At 62.4% G+C, this 19,494-nt stretch carries 16 protein-coding genes and 2 tRNA genes; 8 read left to right on the top strand and 10 right to left on the bottom strand.

The features are described from left to right. Positions 1-2 precede the first annotated feature (2 nt). Positions 3-1,442, top strand: coding sequence for an efflux transporter outer membrane subunit (locus tag AT302_RS06255; protein ID WP_058377692.1), 1,440 nt, complete (start codon positions 3-5; stop codon positions 1,440-1,442). A gap of 212 nt (positions 1,443-1,654) precedes the next feature. Here AT302_RS06255 and AT302_RS06250 read toward each other — a convergent pair. Together AT302_RS06250 and AT302_RS06245 are read right to left on the bottom strand one after the other, a co-directional pair. Further along, positions 1,655-1,731: transfer RNA gene (locus AT302_RS06250), tRNA-Arg, on the bottom strand. 143 nt (positions 1,732-1,874) lie between these two features. Further along, positions 1,875-1,951 (bottom strand) — tRNA-Arg (locus AT302_RS06245). Positions 1,952-2,358: 407 nt separating this feature from the next. Here AT302_RS06245 and AT302_RS06240 point away from each other — a divergent pair. Beyond that, positions 2,359-4,011 carry an AMP-binding protein gene (locus tag AT302_RS06240; protein WP_058377691.1) on the top strand — a complete coding sequence of 551 codons (1,653 nt, stop codon included), beginning with the start codon at positions 2,359-2,361 and terminating at the stop codon, positions 4,009-4,011. A 150-nt stretch (positions 4,012-4,161) separates the two neighbouring features. Here AT302_RS06240 and tcdA read toward each other — a convergent pair whose 3' ends face one another. Further along, positions 4,162-5,010, bottom strand: coding sequence for a tRNA cyclic N6-threonylcarbamoyladenosine(37) synthase TcdA (gene tcdA, locus AT302_RS06235; protein WP_058380136.1), 849 nt, complete (start codon positions 5,008-5,010; stop codon positions 4,162-4,164). A 19-nt stretch (positions 5,011-5,029) separates the two neighbouring features. Here tcdA and AT302_RS06230 point away from each other — a divergent pair, with 19 nt between their 5' ends. From AT302_RS06230 to AT302_RS06215, 4 genes are all read left to right on the top strand, one after another. After that, complete coding sequence (locus AT302_RS06230) at positions 5,030-7,087, top strand: AsmA family protein (protein ID WP_237172084.1); 2,058 nt, start codon at positions 5,030-5,032, stop codon at positions 7,085-7,087. Between the two features lie 273 nt (positions 7,088-7,360). Then, positions 7,361-8,008, top strand: a complete 648-nt coding sequence (gene pdxH / locus AT302_RS06225) for a pyridoxamine 5'-phosphate oxidase (RefSeq protein WP_058377690.1) — start codon at positions 7,361-7,363, stop codon at positions 8,006-8,008. A 114-nt stretch (positions 8,009-8,122) separates the two neighbouring features. Then, a complete protein-coding gene (locus AT302_RS06220; RefSeq protein ID WP_058377689.1) occupies positions 8,123-9,343 on the top strand; it encodes an SAM-dependent methyltransferase in 1,221 nt (406 codons plus the stop codon). A gap of 106 nt (positions 9,344-9,449) precedes the next feature. Then, positions 9,450-10,616: a DUF72 domain-containing protein gene (locus AT302_RS06215; protein ID WP_058377688.1), complete on the top strand. Its 1,167-nt coding sequence runs from the start codon at positions 9,450-9,452 to the stop codon at positions 10,614-10,616. A 72-nt stretch (positions 10,617-10,688) separates the two neighbouring features. Here AT302_RS06215 and fabV read toward each other — a convergent pair whose 3' ends face one another. After that, positions 10,689-11,882 carry an enoyl-ACP reductase FabV gene (gene fabV, locus AT302_RS06210; RefSeq protein WP_058377687.1) on the bottom strand — a complete coding sequence of 398 codons (1,194 nt, stop codon included), beginning with the start codon at positions 11,880-11,882 and terminating at the stop codon, positions 10,689-10,691. 189 nt (positions 11,883-12,071) lie between these two features. Beyond that, a complete protein-coding gene (locus tag AT302_RS06205; RefSeq protein WP_058380134.1) occupies positions 12,072-13,610 on the bottom strand; it encodes an MFS transporter in 1,539 nt (512 codons plus the stop codon). Positions 13,611-14,024: 414 nt separating this feature from the next. Between AT302_RS06205 and AT302_RS06200 the strand changes: the two genes are divergently transcribed. Both AT302_RS06200 and AT302_RS06195 read left to right on the top strand, forming a co-directional pair. Continuing rightward, entirely contained in the window at positions 14,025-14,384 is a 360-nt protein-coding gene (locus AT302_RS06200) for a hypothetical protein (protein ID WP_058377686.1), read from the top strand. Between the two features lie 184 nt (positions 14,385-14,568). Beyond that, positions 14,569-15,282, top strand: coding sequence for a hypothetical protein (locus tag AT302_RS06195; RefSeq protein WP_058377685.1), 714 nt, complete (start codon positions 14,569-14,571; stop codon positions 15,280-15,282). Between the two features lie 103 nt (positions 15,283-15,385). On the opposite strand, the gene msrA is transcribed toward AT302_RS06195, so the two are convergent. The 5 genes from msrA to AT302_RS06170 form a co-directional block, all read right to left on the bottom strand. Further along, positions 15,386-15,955 (bottom strand): peptide-methionine (S)-S-oxide reductase MsrA, encoded by a 570-nt coding sequence (msrA, locus tag AT302_RS06190; protein ID WP_058380133.1) that lies wholly within the window; start codon positions 15,953-15,955, stop codon positions 15,386-15,388. A 255-nt stretch (positions 15,956-16,210) separates the two neighbouring features. Next, positions 16,211-17,158, bottom strand: coding sequence for a formimidoylglutamase (gene hutG, locus AT302_RS06185; RefSeq protein WP_058377684.1), 948 nt, complete (start codon positions 17,156-17,158; stop codon positions 16,211-16,213). A gap of 19 nt (positions 17,159-17,177) precedes the next feature. Further along, entirely contained in the window at positions 17,178-17,954 is a 777-nt protein-coding gene (locus tag AT302_RS06180; RefSeq protein ID WP_058377683.1) for an amino acid ABC transporter ATP-binding protein, read from the bottom strand. After that, the gene (locus AT302_RS06175) at positions 17,951-18,619 is read right to left on the bottom strand and encodes an amino acid ABC transporter permease (protein WP_058377682.1); all 669 of its coding nucleotides are present in this window, start codon (positions 18,617-18,619) and stop codon (positions 17,951-17,953) included. The genes AT302_RS06180 and AT302_RS06175 overlap by 4 nt, the downstream gene beginning before the upstream one ends. 107 nt (positions 18,620-18,726) lie before the next feature. After that, the gene (locus AT302_RS06170) at positions 18,727-19,464 is read right to left on the bottom strand and encodes a transporter substrate-binding domain-containing protein (RefSeq protein ID WP_058377681.1); all 738 of its coding nucleotides are present in this window, start codon (positions 19,462-19,464) and stop codon (positions 18,727-18,729) included. Positions 19,465-19,494: the final 30 nt, after the last annotated feature.

Genomic DNA, 19,494 nt, shown 5'->3' with positions numbered 1-19,494 from the left:
TCATGACTCTTTATTTGCGAACCCTGGCCGTTGCTTCGGCGCTTCTCGTTGCGGGCTGCACCGTCGGCCCCGATTACCATGGCGCGCCCGACGTGGCCGGTGATGCCATGCGCACAGGTACTTATCCGCATGCGGGTAGTGGCGTCGAAGCGCATACGCCCGGCGTGGCACGCTGGTGGACGGCGCTCGACGATGCGCAACTCACCGCCCTCATCGACGACGCCATCGCGCACAGTCCGGACATTCGCGCAGCACAGGCCAAAGTGCGTCAGTCGCGCGCCAGCCTGCGCAGTCACGAGGCCGATCTGCTGCCGAAGGGCACGGTGGATGTGACCATGCTGCGCACGCGTTCCCCTGATTTGAGCTTGCTCGGCGGGAATGGTGGAAATGGCGGCAGCGGGCGTGGTCCGCTCGATCTGTATATCGCGGGTTTCGATGCCAGTTGGGAAGTCGATCTGTTTGGCGGCACGCGCCGGGCCGTGGAAGCGGCGAGCGCCGATGCCGATGCGGCGTCGGAAGATCTCGCAGACGCGCATGTGCAGTTGGCGGCTGAGGTTGCGCAGACGTATGTCGCGTTGCGCGATCAGCAGGCGCGTCTGGCACTGGTGCGCGACTCCGCACAGCTTGAGGGCGAGATGCTGGACCTCACGCGCCAGCGGCGTGCCGGTGGTGTGGCATCTGAGCTTGATGTGGAACGTCTGGTGACGCAGGTGGAGCAGACGCAATCGCGTGTGTTGCCGCTGGAGGCGGACGTCATCGAATCGCTCGATCAGCTGGCGCTGCTGACGGGCCGTGCACCGGGCGCGCTCGACGCGGAGTTCAAGACACCCAAGGCGTTGCCGACAGTGCCTGCGAAAGTGGCGATCGGGGACCCGACGGCATTGTTGCAGGCGCGTCCGGATATTCGTGCAGCAGAGCGACGCCTCGCATCGCAGAACGCGCAGATCGGCGTGCAGACGGCCAACTGGTTCCCGAAGCTCTCGATCATGGGTGAGCTCGGTTATTCGGCACTCGACCCCGGTCATCTTGTTCGCAAGGAGAACTTCAGTTGGATGGCGCTGCCGCGCCTGCAATGGAATGTGCTCGACTTCGGCCGGGTGCAGGCCGGTGTCGACGGCGCGAAGGCCGGACGCGATCAGGCGCAGGCGAAGTACGAGAGTGCCGTGTTGACGGCGCTACGCGACGCCGACGTTGCGCTCACGCGTTACGGACACCAGCGCGAGAACGTCTACCGGCTGCGCAGTGTGGAGGCTTCGGCCACACGCGCCGCCACGCTCACACGTCAACGTTATCGCGCCGGCACCGCAAGCACGCTCGACTGGCTCGACGCCGAACGCACACGATTCTCCGCAGAACAAGACCGCATCGCTGGCGACGCGCAACTGCTCAAGTCGTTCGTTACGCTGCAAAAGGCGCTGGGGTTGGGGTGGCAGGTGGGGTAAAACAAAGCAAATCGGCGCACGCATCGAGCCGTAGGGAATGTTCAATTTTCTTGTTCAAGAAATTTGAACATCCCGAAAAATTGAACATGCGCAAACGCATTATCGGAGGGCAAGGACACTTTCGCAGCTTAGCAACGTTCCTTCGTCATTTGCGGCGCACCAATGAAAAACGCTCCAGAAGCTTTCGCCTCTGGAGCGTTTTTTCTACTACGTGGTGCGGCTGGCAGGATTCGAACCCACGACCCCTTGGTTCGTAGCCAAGTACTCTATCCAACTGAGCTACAGCCGCACAAACTGCACGCGAGACACCGACCAGACGATTTGACGCCGTCGATACGCTTTCTCATCAACGCATGCCTAATACTAGGTGCGCCAACGGGAAAGACTCTCCCGAAAAACTAAGGGTCTCCGTGAGGAGACCCTCGAATCAGATGGCGCGGCTGGCAGGATTCGAACCCACGACCCCTTGGTTCGTAGCCAAGTACTCTATCCAACTGAGCTACAGCCGCGCTGTGAGAACAGAATTATGTAAGAAACCAACTCACCGCGCAAGTGTTTTTTGCAATTCTTTTGTCATATCCCTGATTTCCCCGCCTCACCGCGCATTCCATGCGGGATTAGCGCGGAATCGCCCACCGTGGCAAGTGTTTGCCGCTAGAACAATTACTCCACGCAAACCCGCGCCAAATCATGGGATTCCCTCTGCTACGCGCGCAAACGACACGGTATCCTACGGCTTTTTGCGACGCATGATTTCTGCGCTCACGGCGCCGTTTGCTCCGAGCACAGTTCCCCAAGGGAACATCGGGCAGCGCACCATTTCGCGCGTCGACATTCAAAACAGGCACGGCGCCACGGGGAACCCCCTTCCCCCGGAAGCGACGATGCGATAAAAACCATATTCAAGGAGGCGCTCATGGAAAAAGTCTGGCTCAAGAGCTATCCGCCCGGCGTGCCGGCCGAGATCGACGTCAACGCGTATCGTTCGCTGAACGACCTGTTTCTTCAAAGCTGCCAGAAATTCGCAAATCGCCCGTCCTTCTCGAACCTCGGCGTGACGATGACGTTCGCCGACCTCGAGAAAAAATCGCGCGACTTCGCCGCCTATCTGCAAAGTCTGCCCGGTCTCGAGCGCGGTTCGCGTGTCGCGATCATGTCGCCCAACCTGCTGCAATACCCGGTCGCCGTCTTCGGCATCCTGCGCGCCGGCATGGTCGTCGTGAACGTCAACCCGCTCTACACCGCCGGTGAGCTCGAACACCAACTCAAGGACGCCGGCTGCGCCGCCATCGTCGTCATCGAGAACTTCGCCGCTACGCTGCAAAAGGCCCTGCCCGACACGCCCGTCAAACACGTCATCACGACGGCCATCGGCGACCTCGTGCCCGCCCCGAAGCGCTGGATCGTGAACTACGTGGTGCGTCATGTGAAGAAGATGGTGCCCGACTGGAATATTCCGCACGCCGTGTCGTTTCGCGATGCACTCTCGCAAGGCGCGCGTGCCAAGCTGAACGACGTGCAGCTCGGTCACGACGACATCGCCTTCCTGCAATACACGGGTGGCACCACCGGCGTGGCCAAGGGCGCGATGCTCACGCACCGCAACATGATCGCCAACATGTTGCAGGCGCGCGCCTGGATCGGCTCCGGTCTCGAAGAGGGCAAGGAGATCATCGTCACTGCCCTGCCGCTGTATCACATCTTCTGCCTGACCGCGAACTGCCTCGTGTTCCTGCAACTGGGCGCGCTCAATCTGCTCATCACCAACCCGCGTGACATGCCGGGCTTCGTGAAGGAATTGAGCAAGTGGAAGTTCACGTTCATGACCGGCGTGAACACGCTCTTCAACGGCCTGCTCAACACCCCGGGGTTCGACAAGCTCGACTTCAGCGCACTCAAGTGCGCGCTCGGTGGCGGCGCCGCTGTGCAACGCGCCGTGGCCGAGCGCTGGCGGCAAGTGACCGGGCATCCGCTCATCGAAGCGTACGGCCTCACCGAAACCTCGCCGGCCGTGTGCATCAACCCGCTCGGCAGCGAGTTCAACGGCTCGATCGGGCTGCCGATTTCGTCCACCGAGGTCAGCATTCGCAACGACGCCAACGAAGCCCTCGGCTTCGGTCAGGAAGGCGAGATCTGCGTGCGTGGTCCGCAAGTCATGAAGGGCTACTGGCACCGGGAAGACGAAACGGCGAAGACCGTCACGCCCGATGGCTGGCTGCGCACTGGCGACATCGGCACGATGGACGAGCAAGGCTACGTTCGTATCACCGATCGCAAGAAGGACATGATTATCGTGTCGGGCTTCAACGTCTATCCGAACGAAGTGGAAGGCGTGCTCGCGATGTGCCCGGGCGTGCTCGAATCGGCCGTCGTTGGCGTGCCCAGCGAGCGGACGGGCGAAGCGGTCAAGGCGGTCATCGTCAAGAAGTCGTCTGACCTGACCGAGCAGATCGTGATCGACTTCTGCCGCCAGCACCTCACGAACTACAAGGTGCCGCATGTGATCGAGTTCCGCAAGGAACTGCCGAAAACGCCCGTGGGCAAGGTACTGCGCCGCGAACTTCGCTGATCGGTATCTCAATGAAAAACGGCCGGGGTCTGTTCAGTCCCCCGGCCGTTTTTTATTTCACGCTCAGTCGCGCCGTCACGTCGACACGGCGCCCATTAGTAACTTTTGGTTACAGACGTGGCGCGCGTGACTTGGTAAAACAAAGACACGTCAGGTGCGTGCTTTCGGGGCACGCATCGTCATTTGCTTCAGAACGTGCGCGGCAGCCGCCATGCCGAATGTCGCTGTGACACACATGCTTGAGCCGAAACCCGCGCAATTGAGCCCCTGAGGGCCGTTAGCGGCATCGGGAGCTTCGCCCGGCGCACATACCGCTTCGGGGTACTGCAACGGCTCATCGGAGTACACGGCCGGCACGTTGAACTTGGCTTTGGGACCACGGACAAAACCATGTTGCTTGCGTAATTGCGCACGCACTTTTGCAAGCAGCGGATCTTGAATCGTGCGAGCGAGATCGTCGATACGAATGCGTGTCGGATCGATCTGACCGCCGGCCCCGCCGACGGTGACGAGACGCTGCTTGTGCGCCACGCACCACGCGATAAGCGCCGTCTTTACCCGCACGCTGTCGATGGCGTCGATCACCCAATCGAAGCCACCGCCAAGCATCGTGTCGAGGTTCTCCAGTTCCACGAAGTCCTCGATAAGCGTAACTTGACAGGCAGGATTGATGGCCAGAATACGTTCGGCCATCGCGGCAACTTTCGGCTTGCCGTAATTGCCGTCAAGCGCATGCACCTGACGATTGGTATTGCTTTCGGCGACGTTATCGAGATCGATGAGGGTGAGCCTGCCTACGGCGCTGCGCGCCAGGGCCTCGGCCACCCACGAACCAACGCCGCCGATGCCGATGACCGCAACGTGCGCCTCACGCAGGCGCGCGAGGCCGTCGTCACCGTATAAACGCGCGATACCGCCAAAACGGCGGTTCGCGTCAAAATCCTCCTCCGATGGCGTGGCAGGCACCGGAGCAACAATAATCGACGGGGTACTGTTCATGATGCGATGGATAACGTCCTTGAAATGGCTGGCGATCACTCTGGTCGCCATCGTGCTGGCATTCGCGGCGTTCATCACGTGGTTTGACTGGAACTACGCCCGGCCCTGGATCAACCGGGAAGTGAGCACCGCGACCGGCCGTCCGTTCGAGATTCGCGGCGACCTGTCACTGCACTGGCTCGCCCCGAACGCCCAGACCCCGGGACTGGGGCGCTGGCTGCCGAGGCCTCGCCTGATCGCGAATGATATCGTGTTAGGCAATGTTGCGTGGAGCGAGACGCCGAATATGATCTCGCTCGGCCGCCTCACGTTCTCGCTCGAATGGCTGCCGCTGCTCGACAAGCACATCGTCCTGCCCGAAGTCACACTCTCAGCGCCCAAGATTCTTGTCGAAGAGCGGGCCGACGGCCAGAACAACTGGACCTTCACCAAGAGCAACGGCGAGCCCTCGCCGTGGAAGTTTCGCATCGGCCGTCTGATTCTCGAAGACGGCGTGATTCGCGCCAATATCGTGCCGCAGCAACTCGACCTGACCGCCAACGTCGCCACCATCGACGGGCAAGCCCCGTACGGCATCGGCGTAACGCTCAAGGGCACCTTCCGCAAGGCCGCGGTGACCGGTAAGGCGCGTGGCGGCGACGTGCTCTCGCTGGAGGACTCGGGCGACCCCTACCCGCTCGACGCCACCGTGCGTATCGGGCGCACACAGATTGCGGCGCGCGGCACGTTCACCAACCCGGCCACGCTCTCCGCGCTCGACATGCACCTGCGTCTGGCCGGCCCGACGATGGCCGACCTCTACCCGATTACCGGCGTGCTGCTGCCGGAAACCCCCGCTTACGAAACCAACGGCCACCTGCTGCATACGGCCGGCGTGTGGCGTTATGAACGCTTTCAGGGCAAGGTCGGCCAGAGCGATCTGTCGGGCACGCTGGTGTTCCGTCAGCGCCAGCCGCGCAATATTCTGCAAGGCGCCGTGGTCTCGAATCAGTTGCGACTGGTCGATCTGGGCCCGGTCGTGGGCGGCCAGAACCCATCGGGCGGCAGCGACCTTTCCGGCAAGCCGAAAGCGCCGCCGTCGGACAAGGTACTGCCCGTCGATCCGTTCAAGACAGACCGCTGGCGCGCCATCGACGCCGATGTGCAGTTCACCGGCCGCAAGATCATCAAAGACAAGAGCCTGCCGATCGACAATCTCGTCACGCATGTGGTGCTCGACGACGGCGTGCTCTCCCTCAAGCCGCTGGAGTTCGGGGTGGCGGGCGGGCGCATCACGTCGAATCTGGTACTCAACGGTCAGGCCGAGCCGATGAAGGTCGATTCGCAGATCTCGTTGCGACATCTGAAGATGAAGGAATTGCTGCCCGAGGTGGACCTGATGAAGACCAGCGTCGGTGAAGTCAACGGCGACGCCGCACTCACCGCCACCGGAAACTCGGTGGCTGCGCTGGCCGGTTCGTCGAACGGCGAGATCAAGACGCTGATCGATCGCGGCTCGGTCAGCAAGCTGCTGTTGCAATACCTCGGCATGAATGTGGGCAATATCGTGCTCACCAAGCTCTTTGGCGACAAGCAGATCGAGATGCGCTGCGCCGCGGCCGATTTTGCCGTACGCGACGGCATCATGGACGCCCGCACCTTCGTGATCGATACCGACGACACGAGCATCGGTGTGACCGGGCAGGTCGATCTCAAGCGCGAGCGCTTCAACCTGACGATCCGCCCCGAGCCGAAACACTTCGGTCTCCTGTCGTTGCGCTCACCCCTGTACGTTCACGGCACGTTCAAGCATCCGGACGTGGGCGTGAACGTGCCGACGCTGGTTGCCCGGGCGGGCGGCGCCATCGCGCTCGGGGTGCTCGCCCCGTACACCGCCCTCGTGCCACTGCTCGAACTCGGTCCGGGCAAGGACAGCCCGTGCGGTGAGCTGCTCGCCAACCTGCAACGCCCGGCGAGCCGCAACCCGGGAGCCGTCAAGCCGGTGCCCGGCGCCAGCGGGAAATCGGCCACGCCCCCACGCGGCGCGCAGCGCCCCGGTACGGCGCCCACTTTCGGGGCAGACCGCGAAGCGCCCTGAGCCCGGTTGAGGTCGCAAATCACGCGCAAATCCCATGCCAGCCACAGGGATTTGCGGCACCCCGCCGGGATCATCGCCGGCCGCCGGTCCCGGCGAGCCCGCAAAATAGTTCACTCCTTAAATATCAAGCACATGGCGCTGGATGCCCGTACTACGCGGCATTCGGCGCGATGGCGTGTCGGCGATGCGACAAATCACCACGTGCGCAAATTCGCCGACTCTTCGCTATACTGTGTCGCAACCCCCAACCGCAACTGACCGACAACGATCGTCGTGACCCAGACGCCATCACTCGCGGACCTGCGCAAAAACTACGCCCTCGGCTCACTTTCCGAGCGCGACGTAGCGCCCAGTCCGATCGAACAATTCCAGCACTGGTTTGAGCAAGCGCTCAAGGCTCAACTGTCCGAGCCTAATGCCATGACGCTCGCCACGGTCACGCCCGACGGCCGCCCCGACGCCCGCATCGTGCTCATCAAAGGCGTCGACGAACGCGGCTTCACGTTTTTCACGAATTACGAATCGCGCAAGGGGCAGGAACTGGCCGCGACGCCTTACGGCTGTCTGCTGTTCCACTGGGTCGAACTCGAGCGTCAGGTGCGCATCGAGGGACGCGTCGAGAAGGTGACCGAAGCAGAAAGCGACGCCTACTATCACTCGCGTCCGGTCGGCTCACGGCTGGGCGCATGGGCCTCGGTGCAGAGCGCCGAAGTGGCCGATCGCAGCATCATCGAGGAGCGTGAAGCGGATTTCCGGCGCCAGTTTGGCGACGCCCCGCCGCGCCCGCCGCACTGGGGCGGCTATCGCCTCAACCCCGAGAGCATCGAATTCTGGCAGGGCCGCGTGTCGCGCCTGCATGATCGCATCAAGTATTTCCGGCTTGCCGATGGGTCGTGGCGCGTAGCGCGCCTTTCACCCTGACCCACGCATCGGCTTGGCCGACGCGGTACGCCTGCCCGCCCGTTTGACGAGGAGACGTCGCCGCGCCGTGCGGTACGGACTTAAAGTTTTTTTGGTGACACTTGGAGCACATCCATGTTGTGGGAGAAAAAACTCGAAAGCTGGGTCAGCGGCGTCAAGACTTCCTCCAACCTGCCGATCCGCCTCGCGCTCTGGAACGGGCAGCACTATGATTTTGGTGCGTTCGACAACCCCAGCGTGACGTTGCGCGTCAATGGCCCTGCGGCCATGACGCGCTTGCTGACCCCTAGCCTCGACAATCTAGGCGAGGCGTATGTGAAGGGCGAGATCGACGTCGAAGGCAAGCTCTCCGACGTTATCGACATGAGCTACGCGCTCGCCGGCAGCAGTCTCTCGGCGATCGGTCCGCTCGGACGCATCACACGCCACTTCAATCACACGAAACAGTCCGACAAGCGCTCGATCGAGTTTCATTACGACGTATCGAACGACTTCTACCAGCTCTGGCTGGACAAGAACATGGTCTATTCGTGTGCCTACTTCGAGCAGGGCGACGAAGACCTGGATACGGCGCAGGAAAAGAAGATCGATCACATCCTCACGAAGATTCAGGTGCAGCCCGGGCAGACCTTGCTCGATATCGGCTGCGGGTGGGGAGCGCTGGTGATTCGCGCGGCCAAGAAGTTCGGCGCGAAATGTGTGGGCGTTACGCTCTCGCAGAACCAGTACGATCTGGCGACCGAGCGAGTCAGGAAAGCGGGTCTTCAAGATCAGATCGAGATCCGCATTCAGGATTATCGCGACGTCGAAGGCCAGTTCGATCGCATCACCAGCGTAGGCATGTTCGAGCACGTGGGCCGCAAGAACCTCACGGACTACTTCGCCAAGATGGCATCGCTGCTCAAGGACGACGGCGTCGCGATGAATCACGGCATCACCTCGACCGACCCGGACAGTGGCGAAACCGCCATGGGCGGCGGCGAATTCATCGACAAGTACGTATTCCCCAACGGTGAACTGCCGCACATCAGCCTTGCGCTGGAGTCGATGCAGCGTGGGGGGCTCGAAGCGAGCGACGTCGAGAGTCTGCGTCGTCACTACGCGCGTACGCTCACGCTCTGGTCGGAACGCTTCGAAGCGCAGGCGCCGCGCCTGCGCGAGTTGGCGGGCGAGGAACGCTTCCGCGTGTGGCGCGTGTATCTGGCCGGTTGCGCGTATGCGTTCGAACACGATCATGTGTCGATTTATCAGATCGTGTGCCGCAAGGCGGGGCAGCCAGCGAAGGGCCTGCCGTGGTCGCGCCGCTACATGTACGCGAACCCGATCGGCGGCTAAGTGGCTGACGAGATTTGCGGGACGACGGCCAACGCGCCGGACGTGGTTTAATCGCGTTGTCCGTCGTCGTCCATACCGTCATCCATCGCGTCATCTGTAGGTATTCATGAGTCAGTTCGATCTGTTTGGGGCACCGCCTGACGATCCTGCGCCGGGCGGGCGCGCCAGGCAGGCAGGCCCTGCCCCACCCCCCCCCGAATCTACCGACCGCCGCGCGGGCACGCCCCGTCGCGGCGGTGTCGGTGCGGCAGCTGTCTCCCCCGCCTTGCAATCCACGGGTAACACCCTCCCCGGCAACATCCGGCTGGGGACGTCGTCGTGGTCGTTTCCGGGCTGGAAGGGGATTGTCTGGGATGACGACTACAGCGACACCAAGCTCTCCCGTCAGGGGCTCACCGCGTACGCGAGTCATCCGGTCCTGCGCTGCGTCGGCATCGACCGGTCGTTCTACAAGCCGATGACGATCGTCGAATATCAGAAGTACGCCGAGCAAGTGCCCGACAGCTTCCGATTTCTGGTCAAGGCGCCGAGCGTGGTGACAGACGCCGTCGTGCGCGGCGAGAAAGGCGAAGGTCTGTCGTCGAACCCCTGCTTTCTCGATGCGCGAATTGCGACTGAGCAGTTTGTCACGCCCTGTCTGACCGGGCTCGGCGCCAAGGCGGGCGTGCTGGTTTTCCAGATGTCGCCGCTGCCCTCGGAACTGCTGCGTGATATTCCCGCATTGGTGCAGCGTATTGAAGCATTTTTCGCGGCGCTGCCACCACTTCCGGCGCTGCCGGGCGATCCGAATTCAGATGCGCCGACCCCGGGCCCCTGCTACGCCTTGGAGATTCGCGACGGCGCGTTGTTGACGCCTCGATTGATGCGCGCGCTCGGGCAACTGGGCGTGCGTTACTGCATCGGCCTGCATGCCCGTATGCCACATGTCGAACGGCAGGCGGCCGCATTGGCGATGCTCGATGAAGCCGGCGCCGGACCGTTGGTAGTCCGCTGGAATCTGAATAGCGGGCATCGCTACGAGCAAGCCAAGGCGAAGTACGCGCCGTTCGACAAGATCGTCGATCCCGATCCGACGACGCGCGACGTGCTCGCCGCGCTGGCCACGCACTATGCGCTCGCCGGTCACCCCGTCTACGTGATCGTCAACAACAAGGCCGAGGGCTCGTCGCCGCTATCGTGTCAGGCGTTGGCGGAGCGAATTGCCGAACTGTCGACGGCGGATGCCACCATCCCACACACCGAGTCCGCGGACGTAGAAACGCCGAGGGCCTGACGCCAGCGAATTCAAGCGATTCGCCGGGGTCAGGCCCTCGTCGCACAACCTTGTGAAGCTTACCGGGTCAACTTATGCGACCAGATGCGGGATCTGCACGTCCGGATTCACATCGGCGTCGTAGTCCACACCATCGATCTCGAAGCCGAACAAGCGCAGGAATTCCTGCTTGTAGCCTGCGAAATCGGTCAGTTCGTACAGATTGTCGTTGGTCACCTTGTCCCACAGCGCCATCACGGCCGTCTGCACTTCCGGCGACAGTTCCTTCTGATCGGTACGCACGCGGCCATCGGCGTCGAGCAACGGCGAGGCGTTGTAAAGGCTGTCCTTGTACAGACCGTAGATCTGCTCGATACAGCCTTCGTGCGTGCCCTGTTCCTTCATCACCTTGAACAGCAGCGACAGGTACAGCGGCATCATCGGAATCGCGGAACTGGCCTGCGTGACCAGCGCCTTGAGCACGGCGACGCGAGCGTCGCCACCGTTGGCGGCGAGCTTGGCGCGAATGTTCAGTACCTTGTCGTCGAGATCGCGCTTGGCGGCACCGATCGAGCCATTCCAGTAGATGTCGTGCGTGATCTTCTCGCCGAGATACGTGAATGCCGTGGTCTTGGCGCCCGGGGCGAGCACACCGGCGTCGGCCAGCGCGTCGATCCACATTTGCCAGTCTTCACCGCCCATGACGGCCACAGTGTTGTCGATCTCTTCCTGCGACGCGGGTTCGAGCACCGATTCCTTGACCACTTCCTTGTCGGTATCGATACCGCGCAGCGTCACCGATTTGCCGATGGGCTTGAGCACGGAATTGAAGACCTGCCCCGTTTCCGGGTGGATGCGGCGCGGTGCAGCGAGACTGTAGACGACCAGATCGACCTGACCGAGATCGTTCTTGATCGTCTCGATGGTCTTGGCCTTGATGTCCTTGGAGAACGCATCGCCGTTGATGCTCTTGGCGTACAGCCCCTTTTCGGTGGCGAACTTGTCGAACGCCGCCGTGTTGTACCAACCCGGCGTTGCCGGTTTCGTGTCGGAGCCGGCGCGCTCGAAGAAGACGCCGAGCGTGGCGGCGTCGCAACCGAACGCGGCGGTGATGCGGGCGGCCAGACCGTAACCGGTAGAAGCGCCGAGTACAAGTACCTTCTTCGGGCCGTTGGCGATCGGGCCCTGGGCCTTCACGTACTCGATCTGTTGCTTGACGTTGGCTTCGCAGCCAACGGGATGGGTGGTGACGCAGATGAAGCCGCGCACGCGTGGCTTGATGATCATGGAAACCTCGTTCACAAAATTCGGTGATGCCGCATACCGGCAAACACCGCGCATTGTAAACGAGGTCGACGCGCCCTCGGCATTTTGGCGGCCATTTCCCCGCAAGGCGCTTCGGTTTTCAGCCTTGCGCCCGGGGTGTTCTCGGAAAAATCCGAGGCGTTGCAGACGTGTTGTCGTCCCGCTATCGCTTTATTCCGGCGCGACGACCGCCGACCGGTCGAGCCGCTTCGGAAACTGGATCTGGCGGATGCGGCGCACCAGCAGCGCGGCAATGATCGCCGCGACACCGGTGAGCAGCACGCCGGCGTGCACGGCGTTGACCAGCGTCTGGCGGGCAGTTTCGACCAGCGGCATGCCGTCGATCCCCATGGCACGCAGGTCGGTGAGCAGGTCGCCGCGCAGTGCCTGGTCGATCAGAATGCGCGGGTCGAGGGCACGTGCCACCGCATGCGACGCCGGGGTGCCGTCATAGGCCGACACCGCACCGGCCACGCCGCTCGCGTACCAGTGGTTGACGAGCGTGCCGACGATGGTCGTGCCGAGCATGCCGCCGACCATGCGTGTCGACTGAAGCAGCGCGGTAGTGATGCCGAAGCGCTCGCGCCCGGCGATCTCCTGCCCGAACACGTTCATGTTGTTCAGGATGAAACCGATGCCGATGCCCGCGAACGCCATCATCAGCGCGAGCACGGCGTGCGAGGTTTCACGATGCGCCAGCCCCACACCGGCCGAGGCGACGGCCAGCAGGCAGAAGCCGAGGATCAACATGTTGGTCGGGCGCGACAGGCGTACCACGATGGGCGTGTTGATGAAGCTGCCCAGCGCAATGCACGCGGCAATCGGCGTAGCGATGAGCCCGGCCGTTTGCGGACTCAGGCCAAAGCCGCCTTGCAGCAGCAGCGGGGCGAAGAAGATCAGGGAGTACATCACGAAGCCGATCAGCACGGATAGCGTGAAAAGCACCACCAGTTGCGGGTGCCGGAACATGTCGAGCGGCACGATCGGGTGCGTGGCACGACGCTCGGTGCGCAACAACACCCAAAAACCGACGACCACCGCCACGATGAGCAACAGATTCGTGAGCGACGCGCCATGCGCCGGCACGTTCTCGATGAACACCTGAAAACCACCCAACACGACCGCGATCCAGAGCGCACCGCGCCAGTCGACGCGGACGTCGCCCTTGTGCACCGACGGGAATTTCGGCAGATATCGCCACACGAAATACAGCGCAGCGAGGCCGACCGGCAGGTTGATGAAGAAGGTCGAGCGCCAGCCGAAGTGCTCGGAGAGCAAACCGCCCAATGAGGGGCCGGCCGCCGTGCCGATGCCATACGCCGTGGTGATCACCACCTGCCAGCGCACGCGCGAACGCGCATCGGGAAAGAGATCGGGCACTGACGCGAACGCCGTGCCGACCATCATCCCGCCGCCGAGGCCCTGCAACGCGCGCGCGAAGATCAGGAACGGCATATTGGGCGCCAGACCGCACAGCACCGAGGCCGCCGTAAAGGTGACCACGGAGGCAATGACGAACTGGCGACGGCCGAAATAGTCGCCCAGCCGCCCGAAAACCGGCACGGTCACGACGGACGCGAGCAAATAAATGCTGGCGATCCAGGCGTAATACTCGAAACCCTTGAGTTCGGCGACGATGGACGGGAGGGCAGTACTGACAACGGTCTGGTCAAGAGCGACCAGCATGTTGACGAGCGCGATGCCAATCATGGCCATCAACGCATCGCGAAAAGGCAGGGGGCGCACGGCTAACTACCTGAAGACTTCATGAGGGGAAGCGTCATTCTATGCGAAAAATAATGAAGATATGAACGTTTAGTATCGGCGCGGGTTTTCAGTGGAAATCGTCTGGGGATTGGCGAATTTGCTGGATCGAGGTGTTGTCCTAGACCGTTTTCGGAAGTCCCTTGCACTACCGCCCGGCCCGGGAAGGCACTATCAACACGTCCCGATGATCGTGCGCCTCGCGCCGTCGAAGGGGCCTCTCTCGATGCCGGTTGCGCGCCCGACCCGACGCAAATTCGGCAAAGACAAGCCCGTTCGCAACAACCGGCGGACGTCACTTATCGCACCATCGCCCCGGCGCCTCACAGGCGCCATTGTCATTCCCAAGGAGATACGCCCATGACGGATCGGCCCTTTCGTGAAGACTATCAGCGCTGGCTCGACGCGCAGCCGCCCAATGCACGTTTGGCGCAGGAGGCGCCCGGCACCGCCACGCCCGGCACGGCAACGGTGCGCGAGCCACCGGCCTCGCTGCCGTTCGGCGGCTACGTCGTCTGGTTTCATGAGAGCGATACGTATCTCGATATCCGGTTCGATCACCATCGGTTCGAAATCGTGACGCAACAGGTCGCCGACGCCCGAGAAGCCTTCATTTTCGAAAGCTTCGACGCCGCCTACGGTCACGCGCTGGACGTGGGGGAACACTGCCTGATTCTGTTCGCCGAAGCCGAGGGAATGCCAGTGAACGTGGTGGGATGAGACTCAATCCCGCCAGCTCCCTGCTCCGTCTCAATCCTTTTCAACTCTCCGGAGATCGCGTTACATGCCGAGTCTTGCAGTCGCCACCCCAACGCTTTGCCCACCTTCCTACGCCCTCGCTCCCGCCCTTCCCCTGCCAGGCGAACCCTCCAGCCTCGGCCTGCGTTCGGTCGAATCGCCCCGTGTGGCCACCGACCTGCGCGCAATGACCAATGCACTACCGGCCCGGCCCCCGGGGCCGTCGCTGTCCCTCGGGGCGATCGATCGCTTCCGGCTCGGTGTCGTCGAGTGCAAGCCGGTGCCAGTCGACCGCTATGTTCGAAACGCATTGATGGAATTGTTGACGCCACGAGACGGTTGCCCGAACGCCTGCGTGCCGGGCAACGCCCAACTGCGCGAGATGCTGGCGACGATTCTCACGCTGCATCCGCAAGGAGATGCCACTTCGCTTGAACGGGTCATCGGCCAGATCGGTCTGCTGTCGCTACTGCGCGACGAACCCGATTACGCGCCGGGTACCATCAACGCATTACGCTATGACGTAGGCGCGCACGCGGTGGCGAGCGGCGTCTTCTCGGTCAGTGAGGGGGTGCCCAGCGAGGCGGAGCTGTTGGACTTCGGTGCCAGCGAGCTTATGTTTCTCGATACCCCCAACGAGTATCGGCGCGATGTCGCGAGCGCTCACGCGGCCATCATCGACTTCCATTACGGGGCCGCGGGGATGGCAGGGCACGGTGCACGGGAAAACAGGGAGACAAAGATCACGCCGGCGATGCTGCAAATTTCCGATTTCACGCACCATCTCGCGACATGCCATCAACGCCGTGATACCGAATCACTGGCGATGGCGGATGCGCAGACGATGCCGAGGGCCGGTCTGCGCTGCGCCGTTCTCTGAACGCCGCCGATGCGTAAGCGCGGCACGCGACGCCGCACGTGAGCTCGGTATCTGTCTCACGTGCGAGTCCGGCGCTTACGTTCAAGCGGCCTTCAAGCGGCCTTCAAGCAGCCTTCAAGCGGCGCGAGAACTTCTCGCGGAATTTCTTGAGTTTCGGGGCGACAACATACGCGCAGTAGCCCTGATCGGGATGCTGAACGAAGTAGTTCTGGTGATACGCCTCCGCCGGCCAGAACGTCTCTTCGGCAACGACCTGCGTGACGATCGGTGCCGGATAGGTCATCTCGGCCATCAACTCGGCGATCAGATGCTCGGCGACCTGCTTCTGCTTTTCGTCGTGATAGAAGATCGCCGAACGATATTGCGTGCCGACGTCGTTGCCCTGCCGGTTCAGCGTGGTCGGATCGTGAATCGAGAAGAACACGATCAGCAATTCTTCATAGCTGACGATGTCCGGATCGTAAGTCAGGCGCACCACCTCGGCGTGGCCGGTATCGCCTTCGCAAACCTGCTCGTAACTCGGGTTATCGACCTGACCGCCCTCATACCCTGAGACGACGCGCTTCACGCCGTCGAGCTGCTGGTAACAAGCCTCGAGACACCAAAAACAACCACCGGCCAAGGTGGCGACTTCGGTGTGGGCATCGTTGGGGGAATTCGTCTGCTCTGTCATCGTGACCTCGCTTGTCGACTTCGGACGGCGCGCGACCCGCGAAATCCGGGGAATTTTGCGGCAGCGCACCAAAAAACGCACCAAACAAATAGGGCGGGCGATCACCATCGATCGCCCGCCCTATTGTCGCGCAGAAATTCCGCGATTGGCGCAAATAACCCTTCTCGCCCATCGTCTCCCGCACGCAACCGTGCATTCGGTTTTCCGTCCTGCTTCCCTTCGTGCTTTCCGTCCCGCGAGGCACTCGGCCTTGGCTCAGCCTTCCAATTGCGTGATCAGCGGGTGCAGCAGACGCGCACCCACACGCGCCGTCAATCCATCGCGGTCGTACGTCGGGTTGTACTCGGCAATATCGGCCACACGCAGTTTGCCCGAACGGCGGACCACACCGATGAGCGTCTCGACCACTTCGAACGCCACGCCGTGCGCCGCCGGTGCCGACACGCCCGGGGCCTTCTCGCCCGGCAATACATCCATGTCGATGGTCAGATAGACGTGGCTCACGCGGGCGAGCTTCTTCTCGAGCCGTTCGCACATTTCCGGCAGACGATGCGCCAGCATTTCCGAATCGAGCCAGAAGTCGACATCCAGCGCCTTCGCACGTTCGAACAGTGCGTCGGTGTTGCTGTACCGGCTCACGCCGAGACACGCGTAATGGAACGGCGCCTGACGCCCGGCGAGCAGCTGCGAGATCTGCCAGAACGGCGTCCCCGAGCTAGCCGTCGGCTGTGCGCGCAAGTCGAAGTGCGCGTCGAAATTGAGGATCAGGATCGGCTCGTCGCGCAGGCGGTCGCCGAAGTGTTCGGCGATGCCCAGGAACGTACCGTAGGCGATTTCGTGACCGCCGCCGAGCACCACCGGACGCGCGCCCGCGGCCAGCACTTCGGCCACGCGATGGCCGAGAGCGGCTTGCGCCGCTTCGAGCCGGTCGTCGGCGCACACGATGTTGCCGCCGTCGAACACGGCCGGCGTGCCCTGCACGGGCAGGCTCGCCAACGCCCGGCGCAGCATGTCGGGGCCAGCTACCGCGCCCTGACGCCCGTGATTGCGGCGCACGCCTTCGTCACTGCAAAAACCCAGGACGACAGCGCCGCCTGCAACCTGCGCCGCATCGTAGTCGCGAAGCACCTGATGCAGACGCAGCGTGTGACCGGCCTCGCCAGTATCCACACGGCCTTGCCACACCGTTCGATCGATTGTCATACGTGTACCTGCCTTGCCCTTACCGTGCGATAACTGCTTGCAGAAACTCACGCGTACGCGCTTCATGCGGTGCGGTGAAAATCTGTTCGGGCGCGCCCGCTTCGATGATGCGGCCCTGATCCATCACGACGACCACATCGGCCACTTCGCGAGCGAACCCCATTTCGTGCGTCACGACCAGCATGGTCATGCCGTCGTTGGCGAGCGCCTTCATCACTTGCAGCACTTCACCCACGAGTTCCGGATCGAGCGCCGACGTCGGCTCGTCGAAGAGCATGACCTGCGGCTGCATGGCCAGCGCACGCGCAATGGCCACGCGCTGTTTCTGACCGCCCGAGAGCGTGCCCGGGAACACGTCGGCCTTGGCGGCGAGCCCCACTTTGGCGAGCAACTCGCGCGCCAGCTTCTCGGCTTCCGCGCCCTTCATGCCGCGCAGCTTCTTCGGTGCCAGCGTGACGTTCTCGAGCACCGTCAGATGCGGGAACAGGTTGAACGACTGGAACACCATGCCCACTTCGGTGCGCAGTTCGTTGAGCGCGTTCTCGTTCATCATCTTGCCGTGATCGACAAGCTTCTTGCCGACGATCTCGATGGTGCCCTGCTCGGCCGTCTCCAGCCCGTTGCAGCAGCGCAGGAACGTGCTCTTGCCCGAGCCGCTCGGCCCGATGACCACGACCACCTGACGTGCATCGACTTCGAAGTCGATGCCCTTGAGCACCTGATGGCTGCCGTAGGCCTTGCCCAGCCCTTCGATCTTGAGAATCGGCGCGCCGATGTCTTTCTTCACATTGCTCATTGCACGGCACCTCCGGCACGCAGGGACTTCTCGGCGCGCTGCAACAGCAGCGTGGTGGCACCGGTCAGAATCAGATAAACAAACGCAATCGCCAGATACACTTCCAGCGAGCGGTACGACACGCTGATGATCTTCTGGCCTTCGTGCATCACGTCGTGAATGGTGAGCAACGACACGAGTGCCGAGTTCTTGATCAACGCGATGAATTCGTTACCCAGCGGCGGAATCATGCGCACGATCGCTTGCGGCAGAATCACCGAGCGCATGGCCATGCCGTAGGGCATACCGAGCGAGCGGGCAGCTTCCATCTGGCCGCGCTCGATCGACTGGATGGCGCCCCGCACGATTTCCGAGACGTAGGCACCGCTATAAATGCCCAGACCCAGCACACCGCACAGGAACGCCGGCAGCAGAATGTTGAACTGCGGCAGGCCGAAGAACAGGATAAAGAGCTGCACCAGCAGCGGCGTGCCACGAATGAACGTGACGTAAATGGTGCAGATGCCGTAGCGGATGCGATGCGCCGGATTCAGGCGCCCCATGCCGACCAGCAAGCCCAACACGCAGCCCAAGGCCAGCGCGCAGACAGTTACCTCGACGGTAACGAGCGCGCCGTGCGCGAGGTCCTGCCAGTTTGCCCACACCGGCGAAAAATCGAGTTCCATGCGTACTCCGTCAGTTACTCTACTGCTTTATTGCGACTTACTTGCCACCGCCAACCTGCGACCGGACAACATATCCGCCCGGTCTCAGGTCATAGCGGCTTGCGAACTTACTTCGACGTGCCGAAGTACTTGGTCACCAGTGCGGCGTAGGTGCCGTCGGCACGAATCTTTTCCAGCGCCTGGTTCATTTCGTTGGTCAGCTCGGTGTCGCTCTTGCGCACGGCAAAACCGTAACGCTCGATCGTCAGCGTCTTGTCGAGCACCTTCACGCCCGGACGTGCCTTGGCGTACAGCAGCGCCGCCGGCTTGCCGGTCACGGCAGCGTCAGCACGGCCGATTTCCACCAGGTTGAACATTTCCTGGTTCTTCTCGACTTCCACGCGCTGCACCTTCGGATAGTTTTCCGTCAGGAACTGCACCGACTTCGTGCCCACCTGCACCGACACCTTCTTGCCGTTCAGATCGGCCGGCTCTTTGATGGTGTTGTTGTCAGCCTTGACCATGATGGCCAGACCGCCGGTGTAGTACGGGTGCGTGAAGTTCACGACCTTCAGGCGCTCGTCGGTGATGTAGATGGCCGAGGCGGCCACATCGACGCGCTTCGATTGCAGTGCCGGAATCAGACCCTTGAAGTCGATGTCGGTCCATTCGACCTTCTTGCCCATGGCCTTGCCGAGTGCTTCGATCATTTCCACGTCGAAGCCGGTGCGCTTACCGTTTTCCACGTATTCGAACGGCGGGAAGGTGGCATCGGTGGCGACACGCAGCACGTCGTCAGCGGCAAAAACCTTGCTCGAACACGTGACGGCCAGCGCCATCGTGAACAGAATGTGACGCAATTTCATCTGGTACTCCTCGTGTAGTCTCGGTCGGGT

This window comes from Pandoraea norimbergensis (assembly GCF_001465545.3).
GTDB classification, from domain to species: Bacteria; Pseudomonadota; Gammaproteobacteria; order Burkholderiales; family Burkholderiaceae; genus Pandoraea; species Pandoraea norimbergensis.
This window is presented reverse-complemented; position numbering and strand designations above follow the sequence as displayed.